Annotated in this window: 18 protein-coding genes; 4 read left to right on the top strand and 14 right to left on the bottom strand. The window is 38.0% G+C overall.

Features of this window, described 5'->3' with window-relative positions:
* Positions 1-41: 41 nt before the first annotated feature.
* The 12 genes from hppD to paaA form a co-directional block, all read right to left on the bottom strand.
* Positions 42-1199, bottom strand: coding sequence for a 4-hydroxyphenylpyruvate dioxygenase (gene hppD / locus J0L69_05585; protein MBN8692646.1), 1158 nt, complete (start codon positions 1197-1199; stop codon positions 42-44).
* 13 nt (positions 1200-1212) lie between these two features.
* Complete coding sequence (locus J0L69_05580) at positions 1213-2388, bottom strand: homogentisate 1,2-dioxygenase (GenBank protein ID MBN8692645.1); 1176 nt, start codon at positions 2386-2388, stop codon at positions 1213-1215.
* A 78-nt stretch (positions 2389-2466) separates the two neighbouring features.
* Complete coding sequence (locus tag J0L69_05575) at positions 2467-2868, bottom strand: thioredoxin family protein (protein ID MBN8692644.1); 402 nt, start codon at positions 2866-2868, stop codon at positions 2467-2469.
* Positions 2869-2871: 3 nt separating this feature from the next.
* Positions 2872-3165, bottom strand: a complete 294-nt coding sequence (trxA, locus tag J0L69_05570; protein MBN8692643.1) for a thioredoxin — start codon at positions 3163-3165, stop codon at positions 2872-2874.
* Between the two features lies 1 nt (position 3166).
* Positions 3167-3388 (bottom strand): hypothetical protein, encoded by a 222-nt coding sequence (locus J0L69_05565; protein ID MBN8692642.1) that lies wholly within the window; start codon positions 3386-3388, stop codon positions 3167-3169.
* A 3-nt stretch (positions 3389-3391) separates the two neighbouring features.
* Entirely contained in the window at positions 3392-3703 is a 312-nt protein-coding gene (locus J0L69_05560; protein ID MBN8692641.1) for a rhodanese-like domain-containing protein, read from the bottom strand.
* Entirely contained in the window at positions 3693-4103 is a 411-nt protein-coding gene (locus J0L69_05555; GenBank protein MBN8692640.1) for a DUF983 domain-containing protein, read from the bottom strand. Before J0L69_05555 ends, J0L69_05560 begins: the two co-directional genes overlap by 11 nt.
* 11 nt (positions 4104-4114) lie before the next feature.
* Entirely contained in the window at positions 4115-4324 is a 210-nt protein-coding gene (locus J0L69_05550) for a hypothetical protein (GenBank protein MBN8692639.1), read from the bottom strand.
* 133 nt (positions 4325-4457) lie between these two features.
* A complete protein-coding gene (gene paaJ, locus J0L69_05545) occupies positions 4458-4949 on the bottom strand; it encodes a phenylacetate-CoA oxygenase subunit PaaJ (protein MBN8692638.1) in 492 nt (163 codons plus the stop codon).
* Positions 4943-5701: a phenylacetate-CoA oxygenase subunit PaaC gene (paaC, locus tag J0L69_05540; protein ID MBN8692637.1), complete on the bottom strand. Its 759-nt coding sequence runs from the start codon at positions 5699-5701 to the stop codon at positions 4943-4945. Before paaC ends, paaJ begins: the two co-directional genes overlap by 7 nt.
* A 10-nt stretch (positions 5702-5711) precedes the next feature.
* Positions 5712-6002, bottom strand: a complete 291-nt coding sequence (gene paaB, locus J0L69_05535; GenBank protein ID MBN8692636.1) for a 1,2-phenylacetyl-CoA epoxidase subunit B — start codon at positions 6000-6002, stop codon at positions 5712-5714.
* Positions 6003-6013: 11 nt separating this feature from the next.
* Entirely contained in the window at positions 6014-6958 is a 945-nt protein-coding gene (gene paaA / locus J0L69_05530) for a 1,2-phenylacetyl-CoA epoxidase subunit A (GenBank protein MBN8692635.1), read from the bottom strand.
* A 161-nt stretch (positions 6959-7119) separates the two neighbouring features.
* Between paaA and J0L69_05525 the strand changes: the two genes are divergently transcribed.
* Positions 7120-7338 carry a DUF2892 domain-containing protein gene (locus J0L69_05525; GenBank protein MBN8692634.1) on the top strand — a complete coding sequence of 73 codons (219 nt, stop codon included), beginning with the start codon at positions 7120-7122 and terminating at the stop codon, positions 7336-7338.
* On the opposite strand, the gene J0L69_05520 is transcribed toward J0L69_05525, so the two are convergent.
* Positions 7335-8531 (bottom strand): TIGR03862 family flavoprotein, encoded by a 1197-nt coding sequence (locus J0L69_05520; GenBank protein ID MBN8692633.1) that lies wholly within the window; start codon positions 8529-8531, stop codon positions 7335-7337. The genes J0L69_05525 and J0L69_05520 overlap by 4 nt on opposite strands.
* 103 nt (positions 8532-8634) lie before the next feature.
* Here J0L69_05520 and J0L69_05515 point away from each other — a divergent pair, with 103 nt between their 5' ends.
* The 3 genes from J0L69_05515 (at position 8635) to J0L69_05505 (ending at position 14563) form a co-directional block, all read left to right on the top strand.
* Positions 8635-9018, top strand: coding sequence for a hypothetical protein (locus tag J0L69_05515; protein MBN8692632.1), 384 nt, complete (start codon positions 8635-8637; stop codon positions 9016-9018).
* A gap of 72 nt (positions 9019-9090) precedes the next feature.
* Complete coding sequence (locus J0L69_05510; GenBank protein MBN8692631.1) at positions 9091-13434, top strand: CusA/CzcA family heavy metal efflux RND transporter; 4344 nt, start codon at positions 9091-9093, stop codon at positions 13432-13434.
* A 1-nt stretch (position 13435) separates the two neighbouring features.
* Positions 13436-14563 carry an efflux RND transporter periplasmic adaptor subunit gene (locus J0L69_05505; protein MBN8692630.1) on the top strand — a complete coding sequence of 376 codons (1128 nt, stop codon included), beginning with the start codon at positions 13436-13438 and terminating at the stop codon, positions 14561-14563.
* Positions 14564-14585: 22 nt separating this feature from the next.
* Here the strand turns inward: J0L69_05505 and J0L69_05500 are convergent, their stop codons facing one another.
* Positions 14586-16175 carry a T9SS type A sorting domain-containing protein gene (locus tag J0L69_05500; GenBank protein ID MBN8692629.1) on the bottom strand — a complete coding sequence of 530 codons (1590 nt, stop codon included), beginning with the start codon at positions 16173-16175 and terminating at the stop codon, positions 14586-14588.
* Positions 16176-16194: the final 19 nt, after the last annotated feature.

Genomic DNA, 16194 nt, shown 5'->3' with positions numbered 1-16194 from the left:
TAACAAATCGGATTTATCTCGCAATGACGCAGATGATTAAATTACAGAGTGCCTCTTCTTGCTTGCTCTGCTTCTATGGATTCAAATAAAGCCTGGAAGTTTCCTTTTCCAAAGGATTTTGCTCCCTTACGTTGTATAATTTCAAAGAATAAAGTCGGGCGGTCTTCTACAGGTTTTGTGAAAATCTGTAACAGATATCCGTCTTCGTCTCTATCTACCATAATTCCCCATTTCTTCAACACTTCCATGTCTTCTTCAATAATTCCTACACGGTCTTTTACAGTATCGTAATAAGTTCCGGGAACATATAAAAATTCAACACCGCGTTTACGCATTTCTGAAATCGTAAATACAATATCATCTGTTGCTACAGCAATGTGCTGGCAACCCGGACCGTGATAAAAATCCAGGTACTCTTCTACCTGTGATTTCTTTTTTCCTTTTGCCGGTTCATTGATAGGGAATTTAATTCTTCCGTTACCGTTTGTCATTACTTTACTCATGAGCGCGGTATATTCGGTAGAAATATCCTTATCATCGAATGTGATTAAATTCGCGAAGCCCATTACATCAGCATAAAATGTCGACCATTTATTCATGGCACCTAACTCCACATTACCTACCATGTGATCGATGTATTTTAATCCGGTTGGTGTTGGATGGTATTCTGTTTCCCATTTTACATAACCCGGCATAAATACACCTTTATAATTTTTTCGCTCCACAAAAACGTGCACTGTTTCACCGTAAGTATGAATACCTGAACGAACAATTTCTCCGTTCTCATCCTTTGTAACAATTGGTTCCATATATGGCTTTGCACCGCGCTTCGTGGTTTCTTCAAAAGCTTTGCGCGCATCATCCACCCAAAGTGCGATTACTTTTACACCATCACCATGCATGCGGATATGATGAGAAATTTCACTGTTAGGATCGAATGGTGAGGTTAACACCAAGCGAATTTTATCTTGCACCAGTACGTAAGACACTCTGTCCCGAGAACCGGTTTCTAATCCGGCATAAGCTAATTCCTGAAAACCTAAAGCTGTTTTATAAAAATGAGCTGCTTGCTTAGCGTTACCAACATACAGTTCAACGTAGTCTGTTCCATTAATCGGTAAAAAGTCTTGTGCCTTCTCAAATACTTTTTCTCCCGAATAATCGTAATTTTTTACTTTGGTTAAATCTTTTGTGATCATCGTAATAAATTTTTTAGTGAGTTAATTGAGGTTTTGTCATCCAGGATTTATAATAATCCTTTACTTCATATTTCATGGCTTCAGTAGTAATTTTTAACGGATTAAACGGATCAATCATTACTGCCAGCTCTTTTGTTTCCTTCTTTCCAATGCTTCTTTCAATTGCACCAGGGTGCGGACCGTGAGGAATACCTGCAGGATGCAAGGTGAATTGTCCTTGCTGAATATTATTGCGGCTCATGAAATCACCATCCACATAATAAAGAATTTCATCAGCATCAATATTACTGTGGTGATAAGGCGCAGGAATAGCCTCCGGATGATAATCATATAAACGAGGCACAAACGAACAAATCACAAAATTTCTTCCTTCAAATTGCTGATGAATTGGAGGAGGCATGTGAATTCGTCCGGTAATTGGCTCAAAATTAAAAATGGAGAATGCATAAGGATAACTGTATCCATCCCATCCTACCAAATCAAAAGGATGCGTTTCGTATACATAAGGATAAATCAATCCGCGCTTCTTAATCATGATTTTAAAATCACCATGCTCATCATGGGTTTCAAAATTGTAAGGCAATTTAAAATCGCGCTCGCAGAATGGAGAGTGCTCTAAAAGTTGACCGAATTCATTGCGGTAACGTTTAGGCGTTCTGATCGGACTGTGTGATTCAACAAATAATATCTTATTCTCGTTGGTATCAAATTCCAATTTATAAACCGTACCGCGTGGGATAATTACATAATCTCCGTACTCAAAATCAACTGTACCGTACATGGTTTTACAACGGCCGCTTCCCTTATGAATAAACAACATCTCATCCGAATCTGCGTTTTTGAAGAAATAATCATTCATGCTTTCGCTCGGACAAGCCATTCCAATTTGCATGTCATCGTTGAAGAAAAATGTTTTTCTGCTCTGTAAATAATCCTTCTCTGGTTCCACATCATAACCCATGAAGCTCAACGCCTTCAAGTTGTCTTCTATGGCGGCTTCAGGTCTTGCCCAATGCGGCTTGCCTAATTCCTTCACCATAGTTGGCGGATTTAAATGATATACCAATGAAGAAGTGCTAGAAAAACCTTCCGTCCCGAAAAGCTCTTCATGGTATAAATCACCCTTTTTGCTACGAAATACAACGTGGCGTTTATTTGGGATAATACCGTGTTTTTGATAGATAGGCATAATGCTAAATTTTACCTATCAAAGGTGAATTAATCGCCAATAAATAAAAATGATTTAGATCAGTACCGGCAAATAAAATTACTGATACTTGTAAAGATTAATCTTGTCAGATAATTCCTTTTTGTTCAAGATACCTGTATACTGCCAGGCTATTTTACCGTTTCGGTAAATGTAAAATTGCGGGAGGGTATTTATCTCGAAATGCGTAGCGATATCCTTATTATCATCTACATTTAACTTTAAAATAACTGCTCTTTCCTTTTCTTCCGATTCAATTTGCTCTATAATAGGTTTGAGTTTAATACAAGGCACGCACCAATCGGCGTTAAAATAAACCAAAACGATTTTCTCCTTGTTGGCAACCTTTTCATTGTATTGCTCAAGAGTTAATCCTTTTTCTTCCTGCGTATTGGAAGAAAGAATAAACGATGAAGTGATAACTGCCACTAGAATGAAGCTTAATACTATTATCTTTTTCATACATTAAATATACGAATTTAAAACGTTAACCAACTGGTCGGGACCAACCACACCGGATTGACGCCAAACAATTTGTCCGTTTTTAAATACGATAAGGGTAGGAACCCCACTCACTTGGTAGGCCTGTGCCGCCGAAGGATTTTGGTCAACATCCACTTTAATGATATTAGCCTTATCTCCCATTTTCGTCTTCACCTGACTTAAAATAGGAGTCATGGTTTTACATGGTCCGCACCAGGTTGCAAAAAAATCAACCAAAACGGGTTTATCTGATTTTATTAATTCTGAAAACGACATTTTATTTTGATTTTACTTTTTCATATTTCACTTCACAAGATCCATCCGCGCAATTACCCATTGCGCAACAACCGGTATTAAATAAGGCCTGAAAGAAAATAAATCCTCCACCGGCTGCTAAAAAATAATCCGCGTTCATAAACCCAGCCACCACAAACACAATGGATAATACCAAACGGATGATTCTCCAGGCATTCCAATTATTTAAAATCATATCCTTCATTATTTAAATTTTATTTTGCAAGCTATACCATCCGCCGCCATTATGAACCTCTTCAAAACCCAAAGATTTCAATTGCGCTTTCGCTGAAGCGCTTCTCATACCACTGGCACAGCATGTGATGATAGCTTTATCTTTTTTTAATTTTTTTATTTGCGTGCTTAATTCATTCAACGGGATATTAATACTTCCTTTTATATGTCCGGATGCATATTCACCACGTGTTCTTACATCAATTATTTGTGCGCCGTTTTCAATAAGCTCCCTGTAATTCGCTTTCGGACCCAAACCTAAAAAACTTTTAATACTATCTATCATAACTCAATTGATTTGCGTTTATTTTTTTGCTGTACTTTTTATCGTATTTATAAAAGAAATTTAACCAAATTAAACGCGACCAACGTAAACTTAAAGGACTAAGTGCAATGATAGTTGCTACCATAAAAATGGCAAAATTCAGCAAATCCCAATTTAAAACATAGTTCTGCAGAACAAACCAAACAATAAACCATCCGGATGTTAATGCGTAAGAAACATACATGGCCCCGTAAAAAAAGCTTGGTTCCTTTTGATATTTTAAACCACAATGAGAACAGGTCTCATGCATTTCAAACATCGAAGTTAAATCATAAGGATTTTTTGATTTAAACACATCACCTTGGTGACAACGCGCACATTTGTTTAGCGCCATCGAATAAACTGTTTCTGCTATTTTCATAAAAAATGGTTTTAAGCTTTTTTGACTTCTTCCTTTTTTACTATACCGGCCATTAAGAGCCCCATGACAGCGCCATACGGAACGGCAATTTGCCAATTCGAGGCAATTGCACAGGAGCCACTACTACAACCTATAAAATAGTAGTAAGCCCAACCGGCAATTGCCCCAATGGCCATACCTATCAAACTTCCTTTGTATTTTCTAATTATCTCCGCTTTCACAGTACAAATGTCGGAAGCAAACAAGGTAAATTGTGTGACAAAGGTCACACAACTCTTAAAAATTGTGTTAAAATTTACAAGCACCTAAATAAAAAAGGCGGGCAAAACCCACCTTTTACACAAACACTAATAGCTAATGGCATTTAAAATGCTCAAAGGGCTCTTTACAATCTACACATTTATAAAGCGATTTACATGCCGTAGAACCGAAACGGCTAATCATTTCGGTGTGTTTAGAATTACAACGCGGACAAACAACTGTTTCGGCAGTACTAAATAATTTACTGCAAGAACTATGTTGCGGAGGGGCAATACCGTAATTTTTCATTTTCAGTTTTGCTTCCTCAGTTAACCAATCAGTTGTCCATGCCGGTTCATACGTTAACTTAACCTTTACATTATCGATGTTATGTTGATGAAGTTTCTCGAGAATTTCGTCCTCAATCATCTTCATGGCAGGACAAGCCGTATAAGTAGGTGTAATCGTAACAACATAGTTATTGCTATCGTACTCCACATGTCTGAGCATTCCAAGATCTTTAATAGAAATAACAGGTATTTCGGGATCCGGAATATCCGAAATCCAATCAAACACCTGTTGTGTATCTACTTGCTGAGTTACCATTTCGCGTCGGGATATGCTCTTTGTAAATATTGCATTTCGGATAAAATATGTCCGAGATTTTCGGTATGAATTCCTTTGCGGCTTCCGGTTTGCATGTAATCTTCCTCCGGCATATTTAATGTAGCCTCGGTTAATACTTGTTTAATATGATTCGACCATAATGCTTTAATCGGAATCAAGTCAACGGCAATACCATCTTTTAACAATGAATTTTCTACTTCATCCATTTCAAACAATTCGCCAGACCACATCCACAAATCGCTAATTGCCTTTTGCATGCGGTTACGACTCTCCTCTGTTCCATCTCCTAAACGGATAGTCCAGTCGGCGGCATGCTGCAAATGATATTTCACTTCCTTAATAGCCTTTGAAGCTATAGCCGCCAAAGTTTTGTCTTTGCTTTTCTCTAAATCCGAATAGAAATAATATTCGAAAGTTGAAATATACAATTGACGCGCGATGGTGTGCGCAAAATCACCATTAGGTTGTTCTGTAATTAAATGATTAAAATATTTTGGCTCAGGACGGCGATACGCTAAATCATCTTCTGTTTTACCACTGCCTTCCACTTCTGCGGCATACTTTAATAATGCTTGAGCGCGACCAATCATATCCAAAGACATATTGGTTAATGCTAAATCCTCCTCGATAAACGGCGCGCGACTGCACCATTCTGATAAACGATGTCCAAGTATTAAGGCATTATCCCCTAATCTTAAACAATATTGAAATAAAGCTTCTTTCTGTGTCATAATAATGAGTTTAAATATTTTTTGCGCCTTCCGGCATTACGTAAAAAGTCGGGTGACGGTATACCTTATCATTGGATGGATCGAATAACATTTCGTTATCATCCGGATTTGAGGCTACTATGTTTTTTGAAGGCAATAACCAAATACTTGTTCCTTCACCTCTTCTTGTATAAGTATCGCGCGCATTTTGCATTGCCATTTTTGCATCCGAAGCATGTACGCTTCCTGCATGCACATATGGGAGACCTGATTTACTTTGAATAAACACTTCCCATAAATCTAATTGTGTATCTTTTGCCATTGTAATTCTTTTTAAGCGATTTCTAATTGTTTGGCTAATCTTTTCTTTTTATGTGCTTCAGCAGCTTCGCGCACCCATGCACCTTCATTGTGATATTTAATGTGATGCTCCATACGCTGCTTATTACAAGGGCCATTACCATTAATCACACGATGAAATTCATCCCAATTAATTTTTCCAATATCATAATGACCTGTCTTTTCGTTAAACTTTAAATCCTTATCAGGAATAGTTAAACCGATAATCTCAGCTTGTTGAACCGTTTTATCAATAAACTTCTGACGTAATTCATCATTTGTTTCACGTTTGATTTTCCATTTAACGGCATCGCTTGAATGTGGAGAATCCGTATCATGCGGACCAAACATCATTAAAGCCGGCCACCACCAACGATTCATAGCGTCCTGCGCCATCTCGCGTTGTTCCTTAGTTCCCTTCATCATGTTCGCCATGATTTCATAACCCTGACGCTGATGAAAACTTTCTTCCTTACAAATACGCACCATTGCCCTACTATACGGACCGTAAGATGTACGTTGCAAGGAAACCTGATTAACAATAGCGGCTCCATCCACTAACCAACCAATAGCGCCTATATCAGCCCAGTTTAATGCCGGATAATTAAATATGTTTGAATATTTTGCTTTACCTGAATGTAATTGATCAATCAATTCAACGCGCGAAATCCCTAATGTTTCAGCCGCCGAATAAAGATAAAGACCATGTCCACCTTCATCCTGAATTTTTGCTAATAGAATTTGTTTAGAACGCAAACTTGGTGCGCGTGTAATCCAATTACCCTCCGGCTGCATGCCAATTACTTCTGAATGGGCGTGCTGTGAAATTTGACGGATTAAATGCTTGCGATAGCCATCAGGCATGTAATCTTTTGCTTCAATATGTTCACCATTATCAATTCTAAACTGAAAATGCTGATCGGTATGTTCGTTATGCATAAGCGATTTTTTTTGTAAATGTATTTTTTGATGCGTATGAATAACATGACCTAAGTCAGAAAGTGGGAAAGGCTGACAAAAATCATAATCGTGTGTAACCTAAGTCACAGAATAGACTGCAAAGAAAACTGACATTTGTTGCAACATTTAAAATTTAACCTATGAAAAAGAATATGGGAAACATGGACCGCATGATCCGATTGATTTTAGCGGCCGTATTAATGATTGTAGTTTTCGCTACTAATCTAACAGATGGCGTTTTAAGCTATGTTTTACTTGGGCTTTCTGCAATCTTTATTCTAACCAGCCTGATTAGTTTTTGTCCGCTTTATCCCTTACTTGGAATTAACACTTGCCCGAGAGAAGAAAAGAAAGCTTAATTTTTATTTAAGTAATGTGCAAGGTTGTTTCCCATACTGAAACAAGCTTGTAAAAGATACCCTCCGGTAGGCGCATCCCAATCGAGCATTTCCCCAATTACAAAATGATTGGGGATTTTTTTTAACTGGTAATGATCATCAATCTCTTTTAATGAAACTCCGCCAACGGTAGAAATAGCTTCGTCAATTGGTGCAAGTCCCGAAATTTCAAGCGGCAGATTTTTGATTTTTACTGCAAGCGCGTTACTATCTGTAAAATTTTCTTTTGACAAAAGTGCTTTTAATAAAAGTGTTTTTGTTTCACCCAAATTCATATCCTTCTCGAGGTAACGGGTTAGCGAAACATTCTTTCGATTCGCTAATTTCAGTCTGATTTCTTCCGAGGTGTTTTGCGGCTTTAAATCAATGAGTAATTCCGCTTTGTTTTTTTCAGATAACTGTTTTCTTATTTCATAACCTAAAGGATACACACCGCTGCCTTCAATTCCTAAAGAAGTTATTACGGCTTCACCGGCATGAAAAGTTAAACCGGATTTGAACTGACAGTTTTTTAAAGCCTTTCCCTCTATCTTATCCAAAATTATTGAAGGCCAATTAACCTTATAGCCGCAATTAGATGCTTCAAACGGCAAGCAAGTAATACCGCGTTTCATAAAATAATCCAGCCAGGTGCCATCAGAACCTGTTATTTTCCAACTCGCGCCGCCTAATGCAAATACTACAATATCAGAATCAACATTCTTAATTTGATTTTTGCTTTCAAACATTAACGAATTATCATTGGCAAATCCTATCCATTTATAACCTGTATAAATGTTTACCTTATTATTTTCCATTTGCGAAAGTATCGCATTCAATACTTCAACAGGTTTGGTTCCTTTTACAGGAAAAATTCTGTTACTGGTACCTGCATAAGTTTCAATACCTAATTCTTTCAGCCATTTTTGTAAATCAATATTAGAAAAATCTGTCACTGCCTGCTTTAAAAAATAATTGAGATGATACCGACCTACAAACACTTCCAATTCCTCGCCATGGGTTAAATTAAATCCACCTTTGCCTGCTACTAAAAATTTTCTTCCTAATGCTTTATTCTTCTCATAAACAGATACGTTATATTTTTCAGTATCCAACTTTGCGGCTAACATCATTGCTGCCGGACCTCCACCTATTATACTAACTGACTTTTTCATAAATACAGTATTTACGAGAGTAAAGTTGCGCAATTATTCTAATCCTTTCTCATGAAATTTATCATTTACATTTCACTTTTAATTGCTTATATTTGTTTATCTAATGAAAAAGGTTTTAAGTTTAGTATTAATCCTTCAATTCTTCACTAACCATGAAGCTTTTGCCGAATTGGTGAAAATTCCTTTTTTATTCCATCATTATAACGAAACCGGATCACATCATCATAGTTTCGCTGATTTTATTAAAGACCATTATACCGATAATCATCACGCTAATAGCGATCATGATCACGGTAAATTACCTTTTAAGCATTCCAACGACGGATGTTCCAATCATCCGAGCCCGAATATTTCTGTGGTGATTACTCATGAACATCATTATACCATTAAACCTTTGGTGTTCCATTCACAAAAAATGTCACACAGTAACGAAAGCATTTATAACTCTTTCGTAGGTTCCATCTGGCAACCGCCTAAACTAGGTTAATTTATTTCGTGTTTTTGTATAACGGTTAGCGTTATACCGTACTCATTCGTTTAAATTAATTAAGCAACATTTATGCTGAATAAAATAATTGCGTTCTCAGTCAAGAACAAACTTATCATTGGACTTTTCACTCTAATTCTAATTACCCTCGGTATTTATGAATTAAGGAAACTTCCTATCGACGCCGTGCCTGACATCACTAACAATCAGGTTCAGGTTATCACAGTAGCACCTTCCTATGGCGCTACGGATATCGAGCGTCTCATCACCTTTCCAATAGAACAGGCGAATAACAATTTACCGGGACTCATCGAAATCCGGAGTTTCTCGCGGTTTGGCCTCTCTCTTGTTACTATCGTGTTTGAAGACGATATCGACATCTATTGGGCAAGACAACAAGTTGCAGAACGTCTGCAAAAAGTAAAAGATCAAATACCTAAAGGAATTGGTTCACCTGAACTCGGACCGGTTACTACAGGTTTAGGTGAGATATACCAATATGTGGTGAGGCCTGCCGACGGTTATGAAGGTAAGTTCTCCGACATGGAGCTACGCACCATTCAGGATTGGATCGTTCGTCGCCAGTTACTCGGCGTAAAAGGTGTTGCTGAAGTGAGCAGCTTTGGCGGGAAACTAAAACAATATGAAATCGCCGTTGATCCGAATAAACTTAATGCCTATAACATCACCATTAACGATGTATTCAATGCTTTAGAAAGCAACAACGAAAACACGGGAGGTGCTTATATAGAAAAAGGGCCTACCGTTTTATACATACGCACCGAAGGATTGATCAGCAACATCGATAATATTAAAAACATTGCGGTGAAATCCAACGAGGATGGTACCCCATTATTTATTAAAGATATTGCTGAAGTACGTTTTGGTTACTCTACACGATTTGGCGCGATGTGCTATAACGACAAAGGTGAAGTTGCCGGCGCTGTTGTCATGATGTTGAAAGGCGAGAATAGCAATGAAGTAATTGAAAACATCAAAACAAGGATTGCGCAAATCCAAAAAACATTACCTGAAGGCGTCGTGATTGAACCTTTCTTAGACCGCACCAAAATGGTGAACAACGCGATTGGCACGGTGGAAAAGAATTTATTGGAAGGAGCACTCATCGTTGTATTCATTCTTGTTTTATTCCTCGGTAATTTGCGCGCGGGATTACTAGTGGCCTCCGTTATCCCCTTAGCGATGTTATTCGCCATCATCATGATGAATTTATTTGGCGTGAGTGGTAACCTGATGAGCTTAGGCGCGCTTGATTTCGGTTTGATTGTCGACGGCGCCGTGATTATCGTAGAAGCTGTGATGCATCAGCTCACGCATGGCAAGCGTTTCTTCACTACCAATAAGATTGACCAGACAACGATGGATGAGCAAGTGAATCATTCAGCCGGAAAAATGATGAACAGCGCTGTATTCGGACAAATTATTATTCTTGTTGTTTACCTTCCAATATTCTCATTACAAGGCATCGAAGGAAAAATGTTTAAACCCATGGCACAAACCGTAGCCTTCGCTTTATTAGGAGCGTTTATTCTTTCCCTCACGTACATTCCGATGATGAGTGCATTTTTCCTCAGCAAAAAAATCAATCACAACAAAACTTTCTCCGATAAGCTGATGGAAAAAGTAGAACAGTTTTACACTTCCTCACTATTTAAAGTTATAAGCAAACCAAAAATTGTTCTAAGTATTGTTATAGGTATGTTTGGCCTCTCAATTTTTGCTTTATTGTCATTAGGCGGAGAATTTATTCCTGCTCTCGAAGAAGGCGACTTTGCCGTGGAGACGCGGGTATTAACCGGAAGTAATTTGAAAACGGGCATTGAGAATACGCAAAAGGCGGTGAAGATTTTACTGGCGAAATTTCCTGAAATAGAAAAAGTAGTCACCAAAATCGGAAGCGGGGAAGTTCCTACCGATCCTATGCCCATGGATGCCGCTGATATGATGGTGATATTAAAAGATAAATCCGAATGGACCAGCGCAAGTACGTTTAATGAACTCGCCGAAAAAATGAATGAAGCTTTATCCGAAGTACCTGGTGTTACTTACAGTTTTCAATATCCCGTACAAATGCGTTTTAATGAACTTATGACCGGCGCGAAACAGGATGTAGTATGCAAAATTTTCGGTGAGAATCTGGATACTTTAGCGGCTTATGCCGCGCGTCTGGGTAAAATTGTAAATACTGTAGATGGTGCTAAGGATATATACATTGAAGCGGTAACAGGAATGCCGCAAGTGATTATAGATTATAACCGCAATGCCATAGCACAATACGGATTAAATATCGGTGATGTGAACAAAATCATTAATACTGCCTTTGCGGGACAAAGCAGCGGATTGGTATTTGAAGGCGAACGCCGTTTTGATTTAGTAGTGCGCTTGAATCAAAACAACCGTAGTAATCTGGATGACATTAAAAATCTCCTCATTCCTGTAAAAGAAGGACAACAAATTCCGCTCTATCAATTAGCGAATGTGGAAATAAAGGACGGTCCTAATCAAATACAACGTGAGGATGCTAAACGCAGAATCATTGTTGGATTTAACGTGCGTGGTCGTGATGTACAAAGCATAGTTCATGAACTACAAGACAAAGTAGAGAAGCAAATCAAATTTCCGGCAGGATATTATCCTACATACGGCGGTGCTTTTGAAAATTTAAATCAGGCCAAGAAACGTTTATCAATTGCAGTGCCTGTTTCTTTGATTTTAATTTTCTTCCTGCTTTATTTCGCCTTTAACTCCGTTAAACACGGCCTGCTGATTTATTCGGCCATTCCGCTTTCGGCTATTGGCGGCATCTTCGCTTTATACTCGCGCGGCATGCCATTTAGCATCAGCGCGGGTGTTGGCTTCATCGCTCTATTTGGCGTGGCTGTATTAAATGGGATTGTACTGATTGCGGAATTCAATCGCTTGAGAAAAGAAGGTTATAAAAACAATTTACGAATCATCATGAAAGGAACACGCATGCGTTTACGCCCTGTATTAATGACAGCCTTTGTGGCTTCATTAGGCTTTTTACCAATGGCAGTCAGCAATGGTGCCGGCGCGGAAGTTCAACGACCATTGGCCACCGTTGTAATAGGCGGTTTATTAATTGCAACCTTCTTAACGTTGTTCGTCTTACCCATTTTATATATGCTGTTCGAAAGAAAACTGAATGTCAAATTATTCATCGGTAAAACCACCATGGCTTTGCTGTTAATGGTTAGCGCGGCATCATTCGGACAAAAAACAATTTCGTTGCAGTCTGCCATTGATATGGGATTGAAAAATAATCTGCAGGTAAAAAACGAACAGTTAAAAGCGGAGTACCAGAAAAAGATGGTGAAGACCGGACTGGATTTACCAGCTACATCCCTTAATGGAGAATACGGACAAATCAACAGTGCTTATTACGACAACCGCATTTCTGTTTCGCAAAGCATGAATTTCCCGACGGTGTATGCCAAACAGAAATCATTGCTGAATGAAGAATGGAAAAGCAGCGTATTGAATGTGGCCGTTAAGGAATCGGAACTCAAACGTAACATTAGTTTAGCCTATTATGAATTGTTGTTGTTGCAGGAAAGATTAAAACTGCTGCAGAATATTGATTCGGTGTACGAAAAGGTAGTAAGTGCTGCGCAATTGCGCTTTGAAAAAGGAGAGAATAATATTTTAGAGAAAGCTGCCGCTGAAAGTCAGCGCGGACAAATACTCACCCAAACCAATCAGGTAAAACAAGATTTGGAGATGGCTGCTCTTGAATTTCAATTGTTGCTCAATAGCAATGAAAAAGTATTACCGGAAAGCGGAACTCTTTTCATGGAAGCCAATGTATCTGCAGACACATCTGCCATCAAGCAGCATCCATTTATCCGTCAGCTTGAGCAACAAAACCGCATCAGCCGAATGAATACCAAATTGGAAAAATCTAAACTGCTTCCGGATTTAAATTTTGCTTATAACAACATGAGCATGATTGGCAATGGTGCCGACAATATTACCTATACCGGCTCCGCAAGATTTCAGTCGGCGCAGATTGGCTTAGGAATACCGCTCTTTTTCGGTGCGCAAAAAGCACGCATCCATTCAGCGCGCGGTTTGCAATTGCTTAACGAAAATAATTACCGCCTGCAATTAAAAGGCATGCAGAATGAATATCTGAAAACCGTAAACAGCATTCAGAATTTAAAGAGCACCTTGAATTATTTTGAAACAAAAGGCAACAAGAATGCTCAACTGATAGACGAAGCCGCTAACGCCCGTTATCAAAAAGGTGAAATCAATTATCTTGAATGGGCCATGCTGATGAATCAATCTTTAAACATGAAGAGCGATTACCTCAATACGGTGAAACAATACAACGAAGCTGTTATTTACTTAAACTATTTATTATCCAAATAATATGAAAAACTCATTAATCTTATTAAGTCTTGCCTTACTGTTAAACGCGTGCAACTCGGCACCGGAAGTAAAGGAAGAAGAAAAATCAGGCACACCCTCCATGGTAAGCCTTAACGAAAAACAAATGGCCAATGCGGGCATCAGCAGCGCAATGGGAGAGCGCCGCTCCATCTCTTCCGTTTTAAAAGTTAATGGTAAAATTGAAGTGCCGCCGCAAAACATTGTCTCGGTAAGCATACCGTTAGGAGGTTATTTAAAATCAACGCATCTTTTACCGGGCACAAAAATCAAAAAGGGTGAAGTGATTGCAGTAATTGAAGATCCGCAGTACATACAAATTCAGCAGGATTATCTCACCTCTGTGGCCAAATTGAATTACTTAGAAAAAGAATTTGCGCGTCAGAAAGAATTAAACCAGAGCAAAGCCAGCAGCGATAAAGTAATGCAACAAGCCGAAGCTGATTTCAAATCGCAAAAGATTGCCACCAAGTCTTTGTACGAAAAACTAAAACTCATTGGTGTAAATCCGGAGACTTTGGATGAAAATACCATTTCGAGAAGCGTTAATGTGTATTCGCCGATTGAAGGTTTTGTATCGAAGGTGAATGTCAATATTGGAAAATATGTGAATCCTTCCGATGTGATTTTTGAACTGATTAATCCGACGGATATACATTTGGGTTTAACAGTTTTTGAAAAGGATGTGAATAAGCTATTTATTGGCCAGAAATTAATGGCGTATACCAATAATGAACCGGAGAAAAAACATCCGGCTGAAATCATTTTAATCAGTCAGGACTTGTCGCCGGAGCGCAGCGTGATGGTGCATTGCCATTTTAACGATTACGATAAAACCTTATTGCCGGGTATGTACATGAATGCCGAGTTGGAAGTGGTAACTAATAACGCCTTTGTGATTACAGAAGAAGCCATCGTGAATTTTGAAAACAAGACTTACGTGTTTATCGATAACGGAAAAGGTAATTACGAAATGAAAGAGATTAAAATAGGCTTAACTGAAAACGGCTTTACCGAAATCACCAATAGCGAAACCTTAAATAACAAACCTATTGTTACCAAAGGCGCTTACAGTTTATTGATGAGCTTGAAGAATACAGCGGATGAGTAAGCTCTCTCCTGCGAGAGAGAGTTTACCTCACCACAACAATTTTATTTTTAACAATGGTACCACTTAATTTATCTTTCAAGCAATACACTCCATCAGCTAAACCTGTAATGTTAGTTTGATGATTATTGCTCGCGTCTAATTTTATATTTCTAACCACTTGACCCAATTCATTTACAATTTCTAAAACAACATCTCCTTTGGTTTGTATAGTGAAAGAACCGGAGTTGGGGTTAGGGTAAATGACTGCGTTTAAACCATTAGTATATTCATTTATGCCGAGTAAATTTTGAATATACTTAATTAATACAAATTGAGACCTATAATTTGAATTAACCACATACTGTATGCCAAACGCATAAACAGAACCATCAGGACTAACCTTTACTTTATATCCCTCTTCACTATTTACATTTTGATATCTACTTTTCCAATTTACATTTCCATTTTGGTCATACCTTAAAGTTACAATATCGTTATCGGTACTGTCATCACAACTCAAGCCTGTTACATAAATATTATTTGAGCCATCAGTGGCAATATCATAGGCCATATCCCAATTTAAACAGCTATCAGTATGATTTTTTATCCAAATGTTGTTTCCAATCGAATTTGTTTTAATTGTACAAAACGCATCAAGCCCGCCATACCATGGATAAACAGTTCCTGTTTGAAAAACATTATCATTTCCATCAATTGCCATTGCACTTGGTAAACAGGAATTGATAAAAACACTTGAAGTATCATTGTCATATTTACTAATCCAATTTAAACCACCGTTGTTCGAATATTTTACCACAACATATCCTATCTTTCTGTCATAAACTTGAACAAGTACATTGCTGTTATTATCAATTTGTACATCTACAGGAGTAGCACCGGATAAAAGATTTGATCCCAAATAAATTTGTTCCCATTGTTTAGTTCCCGCAGTGTTATACTTGATAGTTTTACATGCATAATACAAAGTATCGAATGAGCGGAATAACACAAAAACGTTATTGTATTTATCTAAAGTCAGATGGGACAATCCGTAACCTCCGGCTACATTAAACGTATCGTTTACCATCCACAGCATATTGCCTGACGAGTTATATTTAAGGGTGGTGTGAAGACAAGTTATCCCGTTGTAATCTGAAATGCCGGTTGTATACACATTTCCTGAATTATCAACTTCAAGATCATGAGCTTCATTTAGATTAGCTGAGGCATATGACTTATCCCAAATCAAATTACCCACCGAACTATACTTTAAGGTTAACATTCCAAAGGTTGAAACCCCTGCTACGTAGACATTTCCCGCGCTATCTATTTTTATTGAATTGGGTTTATTAAATGTACTTGTGCCGCCCTTATTAAAGCGGTTAACCCATTTTTGATTCCCTTGAGAATCATATTTCACTATTACAATATCCGTTGTATTCGGAATATTACTACAACCCAATCCGGTAATATATATAGCGCCGCTATCGTCTATTGCCATATCAATAGCTCGCATTACTGTATCGGTAGTACCATTACTGTATGTTTTTACCCAATCTATGTTAACTTGCGATTGCGAAAAAATAGTAACACTAAGAATAATAAAAATTATGATATATAATTTGCGTAACATTTAGACTAGCTAACAGATA

This window comes from Bacteroidota bacterium, from assembly GCA_017303905.1.
In the GTDB taxonomy this organism is placed as follows: Bacteria; Bacteroidota; Bacteroidia; order B-17B0; family Aurantibacillaceae; genus JAHEYG01.
The sequence above is the reverse complement of the archived record's forward strand: the minus strand, read 5'-3'. Positions and strand labels throughout refer to the sequence as shown.

Bases quoted from the DNA above. Each gene is read 5' to 3' on its own strand.
- J0L69_05515 (MBN8692632.1), top strand. From the start codon at position 8,635: ATGAAAAAGGTTTTAAGTTTAGTATTAATCCTTCAATTCTTCACTAAC.
- J0L69_05560 (MBN8692641.1), bottom strand. From the start codon at position 3,703: ATGATAGATAGTATTAAAAGTTTTTTAGGTTTGGGTCCGAAAGCGAAT.
- J0L69_05525 (MBN8692634.1), top strand. From the start codon at position 7,120: ATGAAAAAGAATATGGGAAACATGGACCGCATGATCCGATTGATTTTA.
- paaA (MBN8692635.1), bottom strand. From the start codon at position 6,958: ATGCATAACGAACATACCGATCAGCATTTTCAGTTTAGAATTGATAAT.
- paaJ (MBN8692638.1), bottom strand. From the start codon at position 4,949: ATGGTAACTCAGCAAGTAGATACACAACAGGTGTTTGATTGGATTTCG.
- J0L69_05505 (MBN8692630.1), top strand. From the start codon at position 13,436: ATGAAAAACTCATTAATCTTATTAAGTCTTGCCTTACTGTTAAACGCG.
- trxA (MBN8692643.1), bottom strand. From the start codon at position 3,165: ATGTCGTTTTCAGAATTAATAAAATCAGATAAACCCGTTTTGGTTGAT.
- hppD (MBN8692646.1), bottom strand. From the start codon at position 1,199: ATGATCACAAAAGATTTAACCAAAGTAAAAAATTACGATTATTCGGGA.
- J0L69_05510 (MBN8692631.1), top strand. From the start codon at position 9,091: ATGCTGAATAAAATAATTGCGTTCTCAGTCAAGAACAAACTTATCATT.
- J0L69_05575 (MBN8692644.1), bottom strand. From the start codon at position 2,868: ATGAAAAAGATAATAGTATTAAGCTTCATTCTAGTGGCAGTTATCACT.
- J0L69_05520 (MBN8692633.1), bottom strand. From the start codon at position 8,531: ATGAAAAAGTCAGTTAGTATAATAGGTGGAGGTCCGGCAGCAATGATG.
- paaC (MBN8692637.1), bottom strand. From the start codon at position 5,701: ATGACACAGAAAGAAGCTTTATTTCAATATTGTTTAAGATTAGGGGAT.
- J0L69_05500 (MBN8692629.1), bottom strand. From the start codon at position 16,175: ATGTTACGCAAATTATATATCATAATTTTTATTATTCTTAGTGTTACT.
- J0L69_05555 (MBN8692640.1), bottom strand. From the start codon at position 4,103: ATGAAAATAGCAGAAACAGTTTATTCGATGGCGCTAAACAAATGTGCG.
- paaB (MBN8692636.1), bottom strand. From the start codon at position 6,002: ATGGCAAAAGATACACAATTAGATTTATGGGAAGTGTTTATTCAAAGT.
- J0L69_05565 (MBN8692642.1), bottom strand. From the start codon at position 3,388: ATGAAGGATATGATTTTAAATAATTGGAATGCCTGGAGAATCATCCGT.
- J0L69_05580 (MBN8692645.1), bottom strand. From the start codon at position 2,388: ATGCCTATCTATCAAAAACACGGTATTATCCCAAATAAACGCCACGTT.